Origin of the sequence: Stutzerimonas kunmingensis (assembly GCF_021432085.1) — a bacterium.
Lineage (GTDB): Bacteria > Pseudomonadota > Gammaproteobacteria > Pseudomonadales > Pseudomonadaceae > Stutzerimonas.
Window position 1 is genome coordinate 2488583 of record NZ_CP090366.1, and the last position, 15771, is coordinate 2504353.

Annotated in this window: 14 protein-coding genes, 2 tRNA genes and 1 pseudogene; 11 read left to right on the forward strand and 6 right to left on the reverse strand. The window is 62.4% G+C overall.

What is annotated here, in order from left to right:
- The first annotated feature begins 48 nt into the window (after positions 1-48).
- Genes LW136_RS11765 through LW136_RS11775 form a run of 3 tightly spaced genes read left to right on the forward strand, consistent with a single transcriptional unit; the run spans position 49 to position 5926 of the window.
- Positions 49-1302, forward strand: coding sequence for a TolC family protein (locus tag LW136_RS11765; RefSeq protein WP_126526541.1), 1254 nt, complete (start codon positions 49-51; stop codon positions 1300-1302).
- On the forward strand, positions 1299-2792 hold the full coding sequence (locus tag LW136_RS11770) for an efflux RND transporter periplasmic adaptor subunit (RefSeq protein ID WP_102831745.1): 1494 nt from the start codon (positions 1299-1301) through the stop codon (positions 2790-2792). The genes LW136_RS11765 and LW136_RS11770 overlap by 4 nt, the downstream gene beginning before the upstream one ends.
- Positions 2789-5926, forward strand: coding sequence for an efflux RND transporter permease subunit (locus LW136_RS11775; protein ID WP_102831746.1), 3138 nt, complete (start codon positions 2789-2791; stop codon positions 5924-5926). Before LW136_RS11770 ends, LW136_RS11775 begins: the two co-directional genes overlap by 4 nt.
- 6 nt (positions 5927-5932) lie before the next feature.
- Here the strand turns inward: LW136_RS11775 and LW136_RS11780 are convergent, their stop codons facing one another.
- On the reverse strand, positions 5933-6649 hold the full coding sequence (locus LW136_RS11780) for a hypothetical protein (protein ID WP_102831747.1): 717 nt from the start codon (positions 6647-6649) through the stop codon (positions 5933-5935).
- A gap of 207 nt (positions 6650-6856) precedes the next feature.
- Between LW136_RS11780 and gacA the strand changes: the two genes are divergently transcribed.
- The 6 genes from gacA to LW136_RS11810 all read left to right on the forward strand — a co-directional run bounded on the left by gacA (position 6857) and on the right by LW136_RS11810 (position 10578).
- The gene (gene gacA / locus LW136_RS11785; RefSeq protein ID WP_003284948.1) at positions 6857-7501 is read left to right on the forward strand and encodes a response regulator transcription factor GacA; all 645 of its coding nucleotides are present in this window, start codon (positions 6857-6859) and stop codon (positions 7499-7501) included.
- Positions 7501-9324, forward strand: a complete 1824-nt coding sequence (gene uvrC, locus LW136_RS11790) for an excinuclease ABC subunit UvrC (RefSeq protein WP_014820261.1) — start codon at positions 7501-7503, stop codon at positions 9322-9324. The genes gacA and uvrC overlap by 1 nt, the downstream gene beginning before the upstream one ends.
- A 33-nt stretch (positions 9325-9357) precedes the next feature.
- A complete protein-coding gene (gene pgsA / locus LW136_RS11795; RefSeq protein WP_003300236.1) occupies positions 9358-9915 on the forward strand; it encodes a CDP-diacylglycerol--glycerol-3-phosphate 3-phosphatidyltransferase in 558 nt (185 codons plus the stop codon).
- Positions 9916-9984: 69 nt separating this feature from the next.
- Positions 9985-10060, forward strand: a tRNA-Gly gene (locus LW136_RS11800).
- A gap of 46 nt (positions 10061-10106) precedes the next feature.
- Positions 10107-10180 (forward strand) — tRNA-Cys (locus LW136_RS11805).
- Positions 10181-10332: 152 nt separating this feature from the next.
- Positions 10333-10578 carry a hypothetical protein gene (locus tag LW136_RS11810; protein ID WP_046621703.1) on the forward strand — a complete coding sequence of 82 codons (246 nt, stop codon included), beginning with the start codon at positions 10333-10335 and terminating at the stop codon, positions 10576-10578.
- Here the strand turns inward: LW136_RS11810 and LW136_RS11815 are convergent, their stop codons facing one another.
- The 5 genes and pseudogenes from LW136_RS11815 to LW136_RS11835 form a co-directional block, all read right to left on the reverse strand.
- Entirely contained in the window at positions 10579-10761 is a 183-nt protein-coding gene (locus tag LW136_RS11815) for a PLDc N-terminal domain-containing protein (RefSeq protein ID WP_180982701.1), read from the reverse strand.
- 110 nt (positions 10762-10871) lie between these two features.
- Positions 10872-11102 carry a thioredoxin family protein gene (locus LW136_RS11820; RefSeq protein WP_041013925.1) on the reverse strand — a complete coding sequence of 77 codons (231 nt, stop codon included), beginning with the start codon at positions 11100-11102 and terminating at the stop codon, positions 10872-10874.
- Between the two features lie 8 nt (positions 11103-11110).
- Positions 11111-12514 (reverse strand): annotated as a pseudogene (locus tag LW136_RS11825) (permease).
- Positions 12515-12578: 64 nt separating this feature from the next.
- A complete protein-coding gene (arsB, locus tag LW136_RS11830) occupies positions 12579-13658 on the reverse strand; it encodes an ACR3 family arsenite efflux transporter (RefSeq protein ID WP_102831749.1) in 1080 nt (359 codons plus the stop codon).
- A 48-nt stretch (positions 13659-13706) separates the two neighbouring features.
- Positions 13707-14789: an ArsO family NAD(P)H-dependent flavin-containing monooxygenase gene (locus LW136_RS11835; protein ID WP_102831750.1), complete on the reverse strand. Its 1083-nt coding sequence runs from the start codon at positions 14787-14789 to the stop codon at positions 13707-13709.
- A gap of 198 nt (positions 14790-14987) precedes the next feature.
- Here LW136_RS11835 and LW136_RS11840 point away from each other — a divergent pair, with 198 nt between their 5' ends.
- Positions 14988-15401 carry an arsenate reductase ArsC gene (locus tag LW136_RS11840; RefSeq protein ID WP_102831895.1) on the forward strand — a complete coding sequence of 138 codons (414 nt, stop codon included), beginning with the start codon at positions 14988-14990 and terminating at the stop codon, positions 15399-15401.
- 10 nt (positions 15402-15411) lie between these two features.
- Positions 15412-15768, forward strand: coding sequence for a metalloregulator ArsR/SmtB family transcription factor (locus LW136_RS11845; protein ID WP_102831751.1), 357 nt, complete (start codon positions 15412-15414; stop codon positions 15766-15768).
- Positions 15769-15771: the final 3 nt, after the last annotated feature.

Genomic DNA, 15771 nt, shown 5'->3' on the forward strand with positions numbered 1-15771 from the left:
CGCTGTAGGCATGCCTTGCGGCATGCAGGAAACCGAGGAATCCAATCCATGATCTCCCGATTGATAGGGAAATACCGGCCGTTCGCAGGCGTGGTGGTTGTCGCCGCGTTCGGCCTGCCCGGCGCAGCCGCCGGGCTGACATTCGATGATGCCCTGAGCCTTGCGCAACAGCAGGCGCCATCGCTGCGTGCTGAGGCGTCGAGGCTGCAAGCCGCGCGTAGCGAAGCCGTCGCCGCGGGCGAACTGCCGGACCCGAAGCTGCTGCTGGGGCTGCAGAATCTGCCCATTGAGGGCGCCGAGCGCTGGAGCCTCGATGAGGACGGCATGACCATGCGCATGGTCGGCCTGATGCAGGAAGTACCGAACCGCGACAAGCGCAAGGCGCGTAGCGATGTGGCGCAGGCGTCTGTCGAGCGCGCCGCTGCCTCGCGCGAGGTGGAAACCCTCAGGGTGCGTCTGGCGACTGCCCAGGCGTGGATCGCCACCCACGCGGTAGAACGCAAGATCCGGCTGTTCGACCAGTTGTTCGAGGAGAACCGCCTGCTCGCCGAAGCGATTCGGGCGCGTATCGCCGGCGGGCGAGGGCAGTTGACCGACAGCGTCGCGGCGAAGCAACAGGCAGCGCTATTGGCTGATCGCCAGGACGAACTGGAGCAGCAGCGCCGCCAGGCACGCGCGGCGCTGGTGCGTTGGGTCGGCAGCGATGGCAATCAACCGCTGCTCGGCGAACCGCCGCGCTGGGCCATTGCCCCTGAACAACTGGCGCAGCGGGTCGGCCAGCACCCGCAACTGACCGCCTATGCGCCGCTGACCCAGGTGGCGCAGGCACGCATCCGTGAGGCGACCGCCGAGAAACAGGTCGACTGGAGTTGGGAGGTTAGCTACCTCAAGCGCGGTCGCGAGTATGGCGACATGGTCAATCTGCAATTCAGTTTCGACCTGCCGGTGTTCCAGCGCTCGCGGCAGAACCCGCGGATCGCCGCCCGCTACGCCGAGCTTGAACAACTTGAAGCCGAACGCGAAGCCATGACGCGCGAGTTCGTGGAGCAACTGGACGTCGAGCTGGCCGAGCTGGATCGCTTGCAGCGCGCACTTGAACGCAACGCGGAGGTGCTGCTGCCGCTGGGAGAGGAAAAGGTGGAGCTGGCGATGGCCGGCTATCGCGCCGGGACCAGCGAACTGGAAGCGGTGCTGACAGCGCGCAACGAACTGATCGAGACCCGCCTTGAACACATCGACCTGCAAGGTCTGGTAGCCATCGCGGCTGCGCGCCTGCACCTCGCTTACGGAGAAGCCAAATGAGCCGGAACATTCTCGCAAGCGTCACCCTGGCTGGGGTGACGGCTCTGATCGGCGCGGCTGGCGGCTACTGGCTGGCCAGCGCTGATGACCAGGCATCCGAACCGCTCGCACCCGCCGTCGAGCGTGATGCCGAAGTGCTGTACTGGTACGACCCGATGGTGCCGCAGCACCGTTTCGAAAAGCCCGGCAAGTCGCCGTTCATGGATATGGACCTGGTGCCACGCTACGCCAATGAGGATGGCGACGTTGCGGCCATCAGTATCGATGCCGGCGTCACGCAGAACCTTGGTATTCGCCTGGCGACCGTCAGCCGCGGACAGCTGGCGAATGTGGTCGACGCGGTCGGTGTGCTCGAATACAACGCGCGTGATGTCGCGCGGGTTCAGGCGCGAGCCGGCGGGTTCGTCGAACGTGTCTATCGACATGCGCCAGGCGATGTGCTGGACAAGGGCGCAGCGCTGGCCGACCTGCTGATTCCCGAGTGGACGGCTGCTCAGGAGGAATACCTGGCTTTGCGGCGAATCGGCGAACCGGCGCTGCTGGCGGCCGCACGGCAGCGCCTGCGTCTGGCCGGCATGCCGGAATCGACCATCAGCCAGCTCGAGCGCAGTGGCAAGGTCAACGCGTCCATTACCATTTCCACCCCGATCGCCGGCGTACTGCAGGAACTGGACGTTCGCGAAGGCATGACGCTTGCGGCCGGTGCGCCGCTCGCGCGGATCAATGGTCTGGACAGCGTCTGGCTGGAAGTGGCAGTACCAGAGGCGCAGAGCCAGGGAATCCGCGTCGGCCAGCGCGCCACCGCGCGGCTGCCGGCGCTGCCGGGCCAGCTCATCGAGGGTGAGATCAGCGCGGTGCTGCCGGAGGCCAATGCTGCAAGCCGCACCCTACGTGTGCGGATACAGCTGCCCAATCCAGACGGACTGCTGCGGCCCGGGCTGACGGCTCAGGCCAGCCTGGCCAGTGGCGATGATGCCTCGGTTCTGCTGATTCCGGGCGAGGCTGTCATTCGCACCGGGCGCCGCAGCCTGGTGATGCTGGCCGAGGCCGGCGGCCGCTATCGCCCGGTGGAAGTCGAGACCGGGCGGGAGAACGGCAGCCAGACCGTCATCCTCCACGGGCTGGAGGAGGGCCAGCAGGTGGTCGCATCCGGCCAGTTCCTGCTGGACTCCGAAGCCAGCTTGCGCGGCATCGTCGCGCCGCCCGCGGCCAGTGATACGCAGCACGATCATGATCATGGCCATGCTCAGCCGGCACCGGCGCTGCATGAATCCGAGGGCCGCGTCATGGCGCTCGCCGATGCCCGCGTGAAGATCGCACACGGCCCGTTCCACACGCTTGGCATGCCCGGCATGACCATGGTGTTCGCGGTGGCCGATGCGGGATTGCTGCAGGACATCGAGGTCGAAGACCGGGTCCGTTTCGCCGTTCGGGAAACCGATGCAGGCCTGCTGGTCGAGCGAATTCAACCGCTGGAGAAGCAGCCATGATCGCCGCGCTGATTCGCTGGTCCGTCCTCAATCGGTTCCTGGTGCTGATGGCGACATTGCTGATGACTGCCGTGGGCATCTGGGCAGTGCGTACCACGCCGATCGACGCGCTGCCTGACCTGTCGGACGTGCAGGTGATCATCCGCACGCCCTATCCGGGGCAGGCGCCGCAGATCGTCGAGAACCAGGTGACCTATCCACTGACCACCACCATGCTTTCGGTGCCTGGGGCAAAGACGGTGCGCGGCTATTCGTTCTTCGGCGACAGCTTCGTCTATGTGCTGTTCGAAGACGGTACCGATCTCTACTGGGCGCGTTCGCGGGTGCTGGAGTACCTGAGTCAGGTGCAGAGCCGGCTGCCGGCCGGTGCCAAGCCATCCCTTGGGCCGGATGCCACCGGTGTGGGCTGGATCTACCAGTACGCGCTGGTCGACCGCAGCGGCACGCACGATCTCGCGCAACTACGCAGTCTGCAGGACTGGTTCCTCAAGTACGAACTCATCACGCTGCCCAACGTGGCCGAGGTGGCGACCATCGGCGGCATGGTCAAGCAGTATCAGGTCGTGATCGATCTACTGAAGATGGCCAGCCTTGCCGTCACTCAGGCGCAGGTCATCGAGGCCATCGGCATGGCCAACCAGGAAACTGGCGGCGCAGTACTCGAATTGGCCGAAACCGAATACATGGTCCGCGCCTCCGGCTACCTGCAGACGCTCGAGGATTTTCGCCAGATTCCACTGCAGCTGAGCGCCAGGGGCGTGCCGGTCACGCTGGGCGATGTGGCGCATATCCAGCTCGGCCCGGAAATGCGTCGGGGCATCGCAGAGCTCGACGGGGAAGGGGAAACGGTCGGCGGGGTGGTGATCCTGCGCAGCGGAAAGAACGCGCGGGAAACCCTGGCCGCCGTACACGCCAAGCTCGAAGAGCTGAAAAGCAGCCTGCCCGAGGGTGTCGAAATCGTCACCACCTACGACCGCAGCGAGCTGATCGACCGCGCGGTGGAGAACCTCAGCTTCAAGCTGCTGGAGGAATTCGTCGTCGTCGTACTGGTGTGCGGCATCTTCCTCTGGCACCTGCGCTCTTCGCTGGTGGCGATCGTCTCGCTGCCCATCGGCATATTGATCGCCTTCGCCGTGATGCGTTACCAGGGCATCAACGCCAACATCATGTCGCTGGGCGGTATTGCCATCGCCATCGGTGCGATGGTTGACGCGGCGGTGGTGATGATCGAGAACGCGCACAAGAAGGCCGAGGCCTGGCGCCACGCCAATCCTGGCAAGGAGCTGGAGGGTGAAGAGCACTGGCAGGTCATGACCAGCGCAGCGCAGGAGGTCGGCCCGGCGCTGTTCTTCTGCCTGCTGATCATCACCCTGTCGTTCATTCCGGTGTTCACCCTCGAAGCGCAGGAAGGCCGTTTGTTCGGCCCGCTGGCCTTTACCAAGACCTATGCCATGGCCGCAGCGGCGGGGCTTTCGGTGACCCTTGTGCCGGTGCTGATGGGCTACTGGATTCGCGGCAAGCTGCCGGACGAGTCACGCAATCCGCTCAACCGCGGGTTGATACGGGTCTACCGCCCTGCGCTGGATGCGGTGCTGGATCACCCGAAATTGACCGTTGGCGTAGCCGTGTTGATCCTGGCTACCACGCTGTGGCCGATGTCACGCTTGGGCGGGGAGTTCCTGCCACCGATGGACGAGGGTGATCTGCTTTATATGCCTTCGGCGCTGCCGGGGCTGTCAGCACAGAAAGCCGCGCAGCTGTTGCAACAGACTGATCGTATGATCCGCACGGTTCCGGAAGTCGAGACCGTGTTCGGCAAGGCGGGCCGCGCCGAGTCGGCGACCGATCCGGCGCCGCTGGAGATGTTCGAGACCACCATCCGCTTCAAACCGCGAGAGCAGTGGCGCGCCGGCATGACGCCGGAAAAGCTGATCGACGAGCTGGACCGGGCTGTGCAGGTGCCAGGCCTGACCAATATCTGGATCCCGCCGATCCGCAATCGCATCGACATGCTTGCCACCGGCATCAAGAGCCCGATCGGCGTGAAGATCGCCGGCGCCAATCTGGAGGAGATCGACCGTGTCAGCCAGCAGGTCGAGGCCGTTGCCAGGAAGGTGCCGGGTGTCAGTTCGGCGCTGGCCGAGCGCCTGGTCGGCGGGCGTTACGTCGATATCGATATCGATCGTCGGGACGCCGCCCGCTATGGGCTGAACATCGCCGATGTGCAATCCATCGTTTCCAGCGCCATCGGTGGCGAAACCGTCGGTGAGACCATTGAGGGCCTTGCGCGATATCCGATCAGCGTTCGCTATCCTCGTGAATGGCGCGATACCCCCCAGCGGCTGGAGCAGCTACCGATCCTCACGCCGCAGGGTAGCCAGATCACCCTGGGCAGTGTGGCGCGAGTGCGCATAAGCGACGGTCCGCCGATGCTACGCAGCGAGAATGCGCGGCTGGCGGGTTGGGTTTACGTCGACGTGCGCGGCCGGGATATTGCGTCGGTCGTCGCCGATCTGCGCGATGCGGTGAGCAGCGAAGTCAGCCTGCTGCCCGGCATGAGCCTGGCTTACTCGGGCCAGTTCGAGTTTCTCGAGCGCGCCAACGAGCGCCTCAAGCTGGTCGTGCCCGCGACATTGCTGATCATCTTCTTCCTCCTCTACCTGACCTTCGGCCGGCTGGATGAGGCGGTGCTGATCATGCTGACCCTGCCGTTCGCGCTGACCGGCGGCGTCTGGTTTCTCTACCTGATGGATTACAACCTGTCGGTGGCCACCGGCGTCGGCTTCATCGCACTGGCGGGAGTCGCTGCGGAGTTCGGCGTGATCATGCTGCTATATCTGAAGAACGCCTGGGCAGACCAGCAGCGCGACGGGCTGAACGGCGAGGCCGCGCTGTGCGAAGCAATCCGCGAAGGTGCGGTGCAGCGGGTACGCCCGAAGGCGATGACCGTTGCAGTGATTGTCGCCGGTCTTTTGCCGATCCTGCTGGGGGCGGGCACCGGCAGCGAAGTGATGAGCCGCATTGCGGCGCCGATGGTCGGCGGCATGCTGAGTGCGCCGCTGCTGTCGCTGTTCGTCATCCCGGCCGCCTATCGTTTGATGCGCAGGCCCAGGAGAGGAACACAGGCGCGGTAGGCTCGGCTACATCAACAATAGGAGGAAGGAGTAGCCGAGCGACCCGAGCAGGAATGCACCGAATCGGCTGTTCCTTTCCGTCGGCAGCTCCTCCTTCAGGACGTTGAGGATGATCGCGCCGGCGATGAAGGCGGTTACGGCCGACACACCCAGCTCCGAGAGTTCGATGATCGAGCCGAACGCCCAGCCGATCAGGGTTGCCCCCGCCAGGATCCAGCGGCCGCGTCGGGCAAAAAGGTCCTGGTGATCATGCTGAAGGGCCACATCGTTGACCATGAAGTGCAGCGACATGGCCACGGTGTACCAGACCAGTTCCAGCGCCTGGCCGGAATCACGGTTGGCGAGGATATGGCCGATCAGTGCGTTGTAGCCGGCAAATGCACCTATGTGCAGCCAGAACACGCCCGCGTGGGAAGGTGCACCTTCAGGCCGCTCGTCGCGGTGCTGCTTGATCAGCCGTTCGAGCCCGTAGAAGCAGACCAGGCCGACCAGTGCCAGCAGATAGGCATGGTGTTCCAGGTAGCGCAGCGGGTGAAACCCGCTATCCTCCATCACCCTCTGCCCGTCGGCCAGCTCGGGGAGCAGGTGGACGAAGACATAGGCAACGGCGACGCCGCCGGCCGCGGATAGCCAGCGGCTACGCGGTAACTGGTGGAGTTTGCTCAGTCTACCGGCGAGCATGTGAGTGGCCGTAAGCACCAGTGCGGCGATCAGGGTAAGCATGGGAAATCCAGGGAAATGGCCATCTGGTTTGTGACTTTGGCCGTTCATCGACGTTCAGCATGCAATTCGTCGGCAGAGGGGATGGACTTATGATCTCGATCAGTTACCTGCGTCGTGATCGGCCAGGCCGATGATTTTTTTGATAGAGTTCGCTCCTGAAAAAGCGAGCAGCCAGCCAGCTTTTAGTACGGTCAATGAGGTGTCTGCTTGATTAGGGTGCTGGTGGTCGATGACCACGATCTGGTTCGCACGGGCATCAGTCGCATGCTGGCGGACATCTCCGGTCTTCAGGTGATAGGCCAGGCGGATTCCGGCGAAGACGCCATCCGCAAGGCGCGGGAACTGAAGCCTGATGTGGTGCTGATGGACGTCAAGATGCCGGGCATCGGTGGCCTCGAGGCGACCCGCAAGCTGCTGCGCAGCTACCCCGATCTGAAGGTCATCGCTGTGACCATATGTGAAGAAGACCCTTTCCCGACGCGCCTCCTACAAGCTGGCGCGGCGGGTTATCTGACCAAAGGTGCGGCGCTGGAAGAAATGGTGCAGGCCATTCGCATGGTATTCGGTGGTCAGCGCTACATCAGCCCGCAGATCGCCCAGCAACTGGCGCTCAAATCCTTCCAGCCGCAGCTCAGCGAATCGCCATTCGATCTGCTCTCGGAGCGGGAAATCCAGATCGCATTGATGATCGCCAACTGCCAGAAGGTGCAAAGCATCTCCGACAAGCTCTGTCTCTCGCCGAAAACAGTCAACACCTATCGTTATCGCATCTTCGAAAAACTGTCGATTACCAGTGATGTCGAGCTTGCCCTGCTGGCGGTTCGCCACGGGATGGTCGACACCGTCAACTGATGAGCGAAACCTTCGACCCATCGGCGTTCCTGGCCGCCTGCAGCGGCCGGCCGGGCGTCTACCGCATGTTCGACGCACAGGCCAAACTGCTCTACGTCGGCAAGGCCAAGAATCTCAAGAAGCGTCTGGCCAGCTATTTCCGCAAGACGGGCCAGGCCCCGAAGACCGCCGCCCTGGTGGCCAAGATCGCTCAGGTCGAAACCACCATCACCGCCAACGAGACCGAGGCGCTGCTGCTCGAGCAGACCCTGATCAAACAATGGCGACCGCCTTACAACATCCTGCTGCGGGACGATAAGTCCTATCCCTATGTGTTCCTCTCGGCCGGTGAGTTTCCACGACTGAGTATTCACCGGGGCGCGAAGAAGGAGCCGGGACGCTACTTCGGCCCCTATCCGAGCGCCGGCGCGATTCGCGAAAGCCTGAGCCTGCTGCAGAAGGCCTTCTTCGTGCGCCAATGCGAAGACAGCTACTACCGCAACCGCACACGTCCCTGCCTGCAGTACCAGATCAAGCGCTGCAAGGCGCCGTGCGTAAATCTGGTCGAGCCGGAGGAATACGCCGAGGACGTACGACATTCGGTCATGTTCCTCGAAGGCCGTAGCAATGCGCTGGCCGAAGAGCTGTCACGCAATATGGAAAAGGCGGCGATGAACCTCGATTTCGAGCGTGCCGCCGAGATTCGCGATCAGATCGGCATCCTGCGTCGCGTGCAGGATCAGCAGAGCATGGAGGGCGGCACTGGCGACGTGGATATCGTCGCCGCGGTGGTCAGCCCGGGCGGCGCCTGCGTTCACCTGATCACCGTGCGTGGCGGCCGGGTGCTGGGGAGCAAGAATTTCTTCCCGCAGGTGGCTATCGAGGAAAGTGTCGCCGAGGTGCTGCAGGCGTTTCTCGAGCAGTACTACCTGGGCGCCGCCGAACGCGATCTGCCGGGAGAGCTGATCGTCAACGCCGTGCACGAGGACTTTCCGACGCTGATCAGTGCCATCGCCGAGCTGCGCAGCTTCGATCTGACCATTACCCATCGCGTACGTGGCACGCGTGCGCGATGGCAGCAGCTGGCGCTGACCAACGCGGAACAGGCGATGGCTGCACGCCTGGCCAATCGTCAGCATCTGTCCGCTCGGTTCGACGCGCTGGCCGAAGCGCTGGAACTCGACGAGCCGCCGATGCGCCTGGAATGCTTCGACATCAGCCATTCCAGCGGCGAGGCGACGGTGGCGTCCTGCGTGGTCTTCGGGCCGGAGGGGCCGCTGAAGTCGGACTATCGACGCTACAACATCGAGGGTGTTACCGCGGGTGATGACTATGCGGCGATGCACCAGGCGCTGTCCCGGCGTTTCCGCAAGGCAGCGGAGGGCGAGGGCAAGCTACCGGACATCCTGCTGGTCGATGGCGGCAAGGGCCAGCTGAACATGGCGCGTGAAGTGCTCGAAGAACTGGCCGTACCGGATCTGATCCTGCTCGGCGTGGCCAAGGGTGTGACGCGCAAGCCGGGGCTGGAAACCCTTTACCTCAACGATGCGGCTCACGAGTTCACGCTTCCCGCAGACTCGCCGGCGCTGCACCTGATCCAGCAGGTGCGCGACGAGGCGCACCGTTTCGCCATTACCGGCCACCGTGCCAGACGCGGAAAAGCGCGGCGAACATCGACGCTCGAAGGTGTCCCTGGCATCGGACCGAAGCGCCGTCGCGAACTGCTTACGCATTTCGGCGGTCTTCAGGAACTGTGCAGAGCCAGCCTCGACGAGATCGCCAAGGCTCCCGGCATCAGTAAAAAGCTTGCCGAGTCGATTTATGCCGCCCTGCACAGTGAGTAAACTGTCCCCGAATTCCGCCGATCAGTGGTACCGATGAATATCCCGAACTTGCTCACCGTTCTACGCGTGCTGCTGATACCTATCTTCATTCTGCTGTTCTATCTCCCGTTCTACTGGAGCTACCTGGCCGCGAGTGCAGTATTCACCGTTGCCGCGCTGACCGACTGGCTCGATGGCTACCTGGCGCGCCGTCTCGAGCAAAGCACGCCGTTCGGTGCCTTTCTCGATCCGGTGGCCGACAAGCTGATGGTCGCTGTAGCGCTGGTGTTACTGGTCGAAGAGCATTCGAACCTCTGGCTGACATTGCCGGCAGCAATCATCATTGGTCGGGAGATCGTCGTCTCGGCCTTGCGCGAATGGATGGCCGAGCTGGGCGCTCGCGCGCAGGTGGCGGTGTCGAACCTGGGCAAGTGGAAGACCGCTGCACAGATGGTCGCGCTGGTGATCCTGCTGGCCAATCCGCCGCAGCCAACAATCTGGGTCGGGTTGGGTTATGCGCTGTTGATCGTGGCGGCGGGGCTGACGCTTTGGTCGATGATCAATTACCTGATGGCTGCCTGGCCGCACCTGAGCACCTCAGAAAAGAAATAAAAACTTTTTTAATCAAGGGGTTGACGGCAGCATTCGATCGTATAGAATGGCGCCCGTCACCAAGACAACGCGGGAATAGCTCAGTTGGTAGAGCACGACCTTGCCAAGGTCGGGGTCGCGAGTTCGAGTCTCGTTTCCCGCTCCAGTTTGTAAGATCGCGCCGCAGTAATAATGCGGCGCCTTCGTTTTGAGGCCGGTTGGCAGAGTGGTTATGCAGCGGATTGCAAATCCGTGTACGCCGGTTCGATTCCGACATCGGCCTCCATATTGAAAAGCCCCAAGCAACTAGTTGCTTGGGGCTTTTTCTTTTGCGCGGCTAAAAGCCAAGCATCTTGATACGCCAATTAGTTTGGCAACGAGCGACTCCGTAAAGGCTATCTATACTTCGAGAGCGCCTTTCGCGCGAGGAGAACAGCCATGCGACGCCTCACAGCTTTTACCCTTGCCGTCCTGTTCAGCACGCCGCTGCTGGCGATGCACTGTCCCATGGACATGGCCAAGATTGATGAGCAGCTCGAAACCAATCCGCCCAAGGATGCCGCTACGCTGCAGCAAGTTCGTGAGTTGCGTGCTGAGGGCGAGCAGCTGCATCAGGCTGGCCAACATGCCGATTCGGTAAGGGTGCTGGGCAAAGCGCTGTATCTGTTGGGGCTGAAGCCCTGATCAGCGCGCCCGGCGGAAGCCGACCAGCAGCCAGAACAGCAGTCCCAGTATCGGGAAGACGGCAATACCGATTGCCCAAAGCGCCTTTGCGCCTACGGCTCGCTCACTTTTGAAGACGCTGATGATCGCAAGCAGATTCGCGGCTATCAGCGCTACCGCGGCCGCTATGGCCAGGTACGTCATCGAATCGGACACTTCTCGCTCCTCCTGACAGTTCAACTATGAGGCCGTGAACTGCACAGGACGGTTCCGTTCGACAGTCGTGCCGCATTGCAGCATTGCGACGAGATCACTCAGCCCAGCAGCTGCTCAAGCTCATCGCTGCTTGGCACCTTGCCCTCCACGACAATCTCCTCATCAACTGCGAGCGCAGGGGTGCGCATGACTCCCGCGTCGATGATGGCGTTTACGTCGGTGACTTTCTCGACCTCGAACTCCAGGCCGAGTCGCCGCGCGGCAGCTTCGGCGTTGGCGGAAAGCTGTTGGCACTTGGCGCAGCCTGACCCATAAACAGTCAGTTTCATTGTCGTCCTCACATCAGTTGGCCATAGAGATAGCCGCTGAGCGTGGCCATGACCACTACCAGCGAGCAGTACACGATCGTTTTCTGCGTGCCGAGCACGGTACGAATCACCAGCATGTTCGGTAGCGGCAACGCAGGCCCCGCCAGAAGGATTGCCAGTGCCGGGCCCTTGCCCATTCCTGCGCCCAGCAGGCCTTCCACGATGGGTACTTAGGTCAGGGTAGAAAAATACATGAAGGCGCCAAGGACCGAGGCGAGGAGGGTGGACGTGAAGCTGTTGTCGCCCACAGCCCAGACGACCCACTCGCTGGGAATCAGCCCTTCGTGGCCGGGGCGGCCGAGCAGCATGCCGGCGATCAGCACCCCGCCAAGCAGTAACGGCATGATCTGTTTGGTGAAGTCCCAGCTCTGACCGACCCATTCCTGGCTTGCTGCGTTCTGGCGACTGGCCTGTAGCATCAACCCCGCGATGCCTATGACCATGGCAAGCTCCGGCCACTGAGGCGCAAGCAGAGCGCTCGCAGCGACCAGCGCGCCAATCACGAGCAACGGTCGTACCGACCAGTTCCAGCGACGCACCAGCAATGACGCCAGCAAGATGGCGAGGGTTGCGGTGATCGGCCACTTCCAGGCATGCACGGCCATCCAGGCCGAGTTCTCCGCGCTGGCCCAGTTGGCGAATACCAGAATGCCGATCATCAAGCTGAACAAGGCGACGATGTCGCCGAGCGGGTGCCCGTCGTCGTCGCCGGCGAAACCGCGGGCACTTTTGGCCGCGCGTGCAGCCTCCTCGCGGCGGTAGAGCAGGTGCATGATGGCGCCGATTACCAAGGCGAACACGATGGCACCAACGGCTCGAGCGATCCCGAGCTCGGCGCCAAGCACCTTGGCGGTGACCACGATGGCCATGACGTTGATCGCCGGCCCCGAATAGAGAAAGGCGATTGCTGCACCCAGGCCGGCACCACGCCTGTAGATGCCGCCAAACAGCGGCAGTACGGTGCAGGAGCACACCGCCAGCAGCGTGCCGGCGATGGATGCCACACCGAACGCCACGGGCTTCGGTGAAGCCGGGCCTAGGTGCTTCATCACGGCGCCCTGGCTGATGTAGACGGCCATTGCGCCCGCGATGACGAAGGCTGGCAGCAGGCAGAGAATCACATGTTCACGGGCGTACCACTGCGTCAGGCGCAGGCCTTCCAGTACCGCGTTTTCGAAACGGGGCTGGCCCATCGGCAGGAAGAAGATCAGCAGGAACGCCGCGCACATTCCGAGCAGCACTTTGGCTTCGGTGGGATGGCCCCGCCAGAAGTTAGCCAAGTGCGCTCTCAGCGAAAGTGGTGTGTCACTGGTCGAGGCAGGCTGCTCTTGTGCGGGGCTGTCCATGTCTGTGGTCCTCTCAGGCGTCTGCATCGATGGTAGTCAGCCTGCGCGCCGCCCTGCTGATCAGGGTCAAGCGAAGGTGAGTAGTTCCAGCTCAATCAGCCGGCAACGCCCGGTTGTACCAGTCACGGCTGCGGTTGATGCTGCGCACCAGCCAGAGCATGACCGGCACCTCGATCAATACGCCAACTACGGTCGCAAGGGCCGCGCCTGAATTGAAACCATAGAGCACGATCGCAACGGCAACCGCCAGTTCGAAGAAGTTCGAAGCACCGATCATCGCTGAAGGGCCGGCAACATCATGGCGAACCAGGAAGCGACGGTTGAGCCAGTAGCCCAGTCCGGCGATGAATAGTGTTTGCAGCAGGATCGGTACCGCGAGCATGGCGATGATCAACGGCTGGGCCACGATCGCTTCGCCCTGGAAGGAGAACAGCAGGACGAGGGTCGCCAGCAACGCCACGATGGAAAATGGCTGCACCTTCGCCAGTGCCGCCTGAAAGGCCGGCTCACCGCGCTTCATCAGCCTGCCGCGAATGAACTGGGCGATGGCCAGCGGAATGACGATGTACATCACTACCGAGAGCAACAGGGTATCCCAGGGCACTGGAATCGACGACACGCCGAGCAGCAGGGCGACGATTGGCGCAAAGGCAAATACCATTACCACGTCGTTCAGCGCCACTTGGGTCAGGGTGAAATTGGCGTTGCCGTTGCAGAGATTGCTCCAGACGAAAACCATCGCCGTGCAGGGTGCGGCGCCCAGGAGGATCAGGCCAGCCATGTAGCTATCGAGCTCGGAAGCCGGGAGCCACGGCGCGAAGACATGCTCTATGAATACCCAGCCGAGCAGGGCCATGGTGAATGGCTTGACCGCCCAGTTGACGAACAGCGTGATGCCCATGCTCGCCCGTTGTGCATAAACCTCCCGCAGCGCCGAGAAATCGATCTTCATCAGCATCGGGATGATCATCACCCAGATCAGCAGGCCGACCGGAATGTTCACATGGGCGATTTCCAGCGCGCCGACCGCTTGTGCGGCAGCGGGCAGTCCCAGACCGAGGAGGGTGCCGGCAACGATGCAGAGAAAGACCCAGAGCGTCAGATAACGCTCGAAGAATCCGAGCGGGACGCCGGCCGCTTTCTTCCCGGCCACTTCACATTGACTGGACATCGCTAATTACACCTTTTCGCATGATGATCGGGATTGCATCGGTGGTTGCTAGGGGCGCTGCAGGTCCTTTGCGGCAAGTGCCTGAACGAGCTCATCGACGGTACTTCGCGCCGTGCGGGTGACGCCGATCAGCGTGGCAGATGCCATGCCGGTCCAGTCGCCGTAGCCCACCAGCCAGAGATTGGGTTGCTTCACGACACGGGTTCCTTCTACCTGTACTTTGCCATCGGCCTCGATGATGCCGAGTTCACGAAGATGCTCCAGTGCCGGGCGGAAACCTGTGCACCAGATCACCGCGTCCAGGTCCTCACGACGCCCATCCGCCCACTCGACTCCCGTTTCGGTGAAGCGCGCGAAGGGGCGCTCGGCCACCAGAACGCCGCGCTCGCGAGCTTCGCGCACCGGCGGCACCATGACGATGTCACCGAAGCCGCCGGCCGGCTCGTCGATGCTGCGTCCCTCCTGCTGCGCCTTCCAGCGCGCGGTAGCGCGCTCGAACAGCACGCGGCCGTCGACATCGTCGGGCAGAAACGCAGGTGGCTCCTGAGTGACCCAGCGTGTCTCGCTGACTCTGGATAGCTCGGCGAGGACCTGCGCGCCGGAGTTTCCACCGCCTACCACCATCACCCGTTTACCTGTGAAGGGACCAGGGTCACGGTAGTGAGCCGAGTGAATCTGCGCACCCTGAAAAAGCTCGCGCCCTTCATAAGGCGGAACGAAAGGCTTGCTCCAGGTGCCCGTCGCACTGATGACTGCGCGAGCCAGCCAATGCTGATCGCCTGCTTGCACACGCCAGAGATCGTCGAGGCGGCTGATCGTATCGACTCGAACCGATCGCTGAATGGGAAACCGGTAGCGATCTTCGTAACGTCGCAAATAATCGATAACATCGCTGCGCGTTGGATTGCCCGGCTCGGCCGGAGCAGGCATCGGCCAGCCGGCAATCGAGCTCCAGGCGGCGGGTGAGAACAGTCTCAGCGACTCCCAGGCGTGCAGCCATGCGCCGCCGGGACTGGGCTGTTCATCCAACAGCAGATAGGACAGCGACGTGCGACGCAGAAAGTACGCAGTCGTCAGGGCGGACTGTCCTGCGCCAATGATGATGACATCGAGAACATTGGGTGCTGTCATCAAGCGGCTCCCGTGAAGGCGGATATTCGTTCGAATAAATATATGCGATACGGAATATACGCCTCTTGTTCCGGCGCAACAAACTCGCCTTTGACAGCGCGCAGTAAATAGCTGGCCTAGCTCGAGAGAGAGAGAGCTTTACTTGCTTATGCGCTAAGCAATATATTCGCCCAGGCATATCTGATGGGGGACGGCTTCATGGCCTATAAATCACGCGTCCTGTTCGTCTGCGTCGCCAACTCGGCACGCTCCCAGCTCGCCGAGGCGTTGCTGCGGCATACCGATTCGGAGCACTTCGAGGCGTTCAGTGCAGGCACCGCTCCCACCCAGGTCGATCTACGAGCGTTGGCAGCGCTCGAGCAGCTTGGTGTTGCGACAGTGGGTTTGCACAGCAAATCGCTGGAGGAAGTGGAAGGGCAACCGTTCGATTTCGTGATCACGCTGTGTGATAAGTCGTCATTGGAATGCCTTGCACTGCCTGATGCGGGCGAGTACATCGCCTGGAACTTCGAAGACCCTGCCACCAGCGACCAACCGGATGCCTACCGGCACACGCTTCACGAGATACATGAGCGGATCAAGATGTTCGTGTTGGTCAAGAACAAGCGCTGAGAAGATATCAATGGTCGAGCACCTGACACCTACCGCTGTATTCAAATGCCTGGCAGACGAGACTCGCGTGCGGATCGCGTTGCTCGTCGCCCGCGAAGGCGAATTGTGTGTCTGCGAGCTGACCTGTGCGCTGGATGAAAGCCAGCCAAAGATCTCGCGGCATCTGGCGCTGCTGCGCGGATGCGGAATTCTGGAAGACCGCCGTCAGGGCCAGTGGGTTTACTACCGACTCCACCCGCACCTGCCTGACTGGGTGACCGACATGCTGCAGCCGATCCTGGCCGCCAACAAGAATTGGCTGGGCGATAACGTGCAGCGCCTCGAAAGTATGCGCAACCGCCCAGAACGCGCCAGCTCATGCGCCTGAATC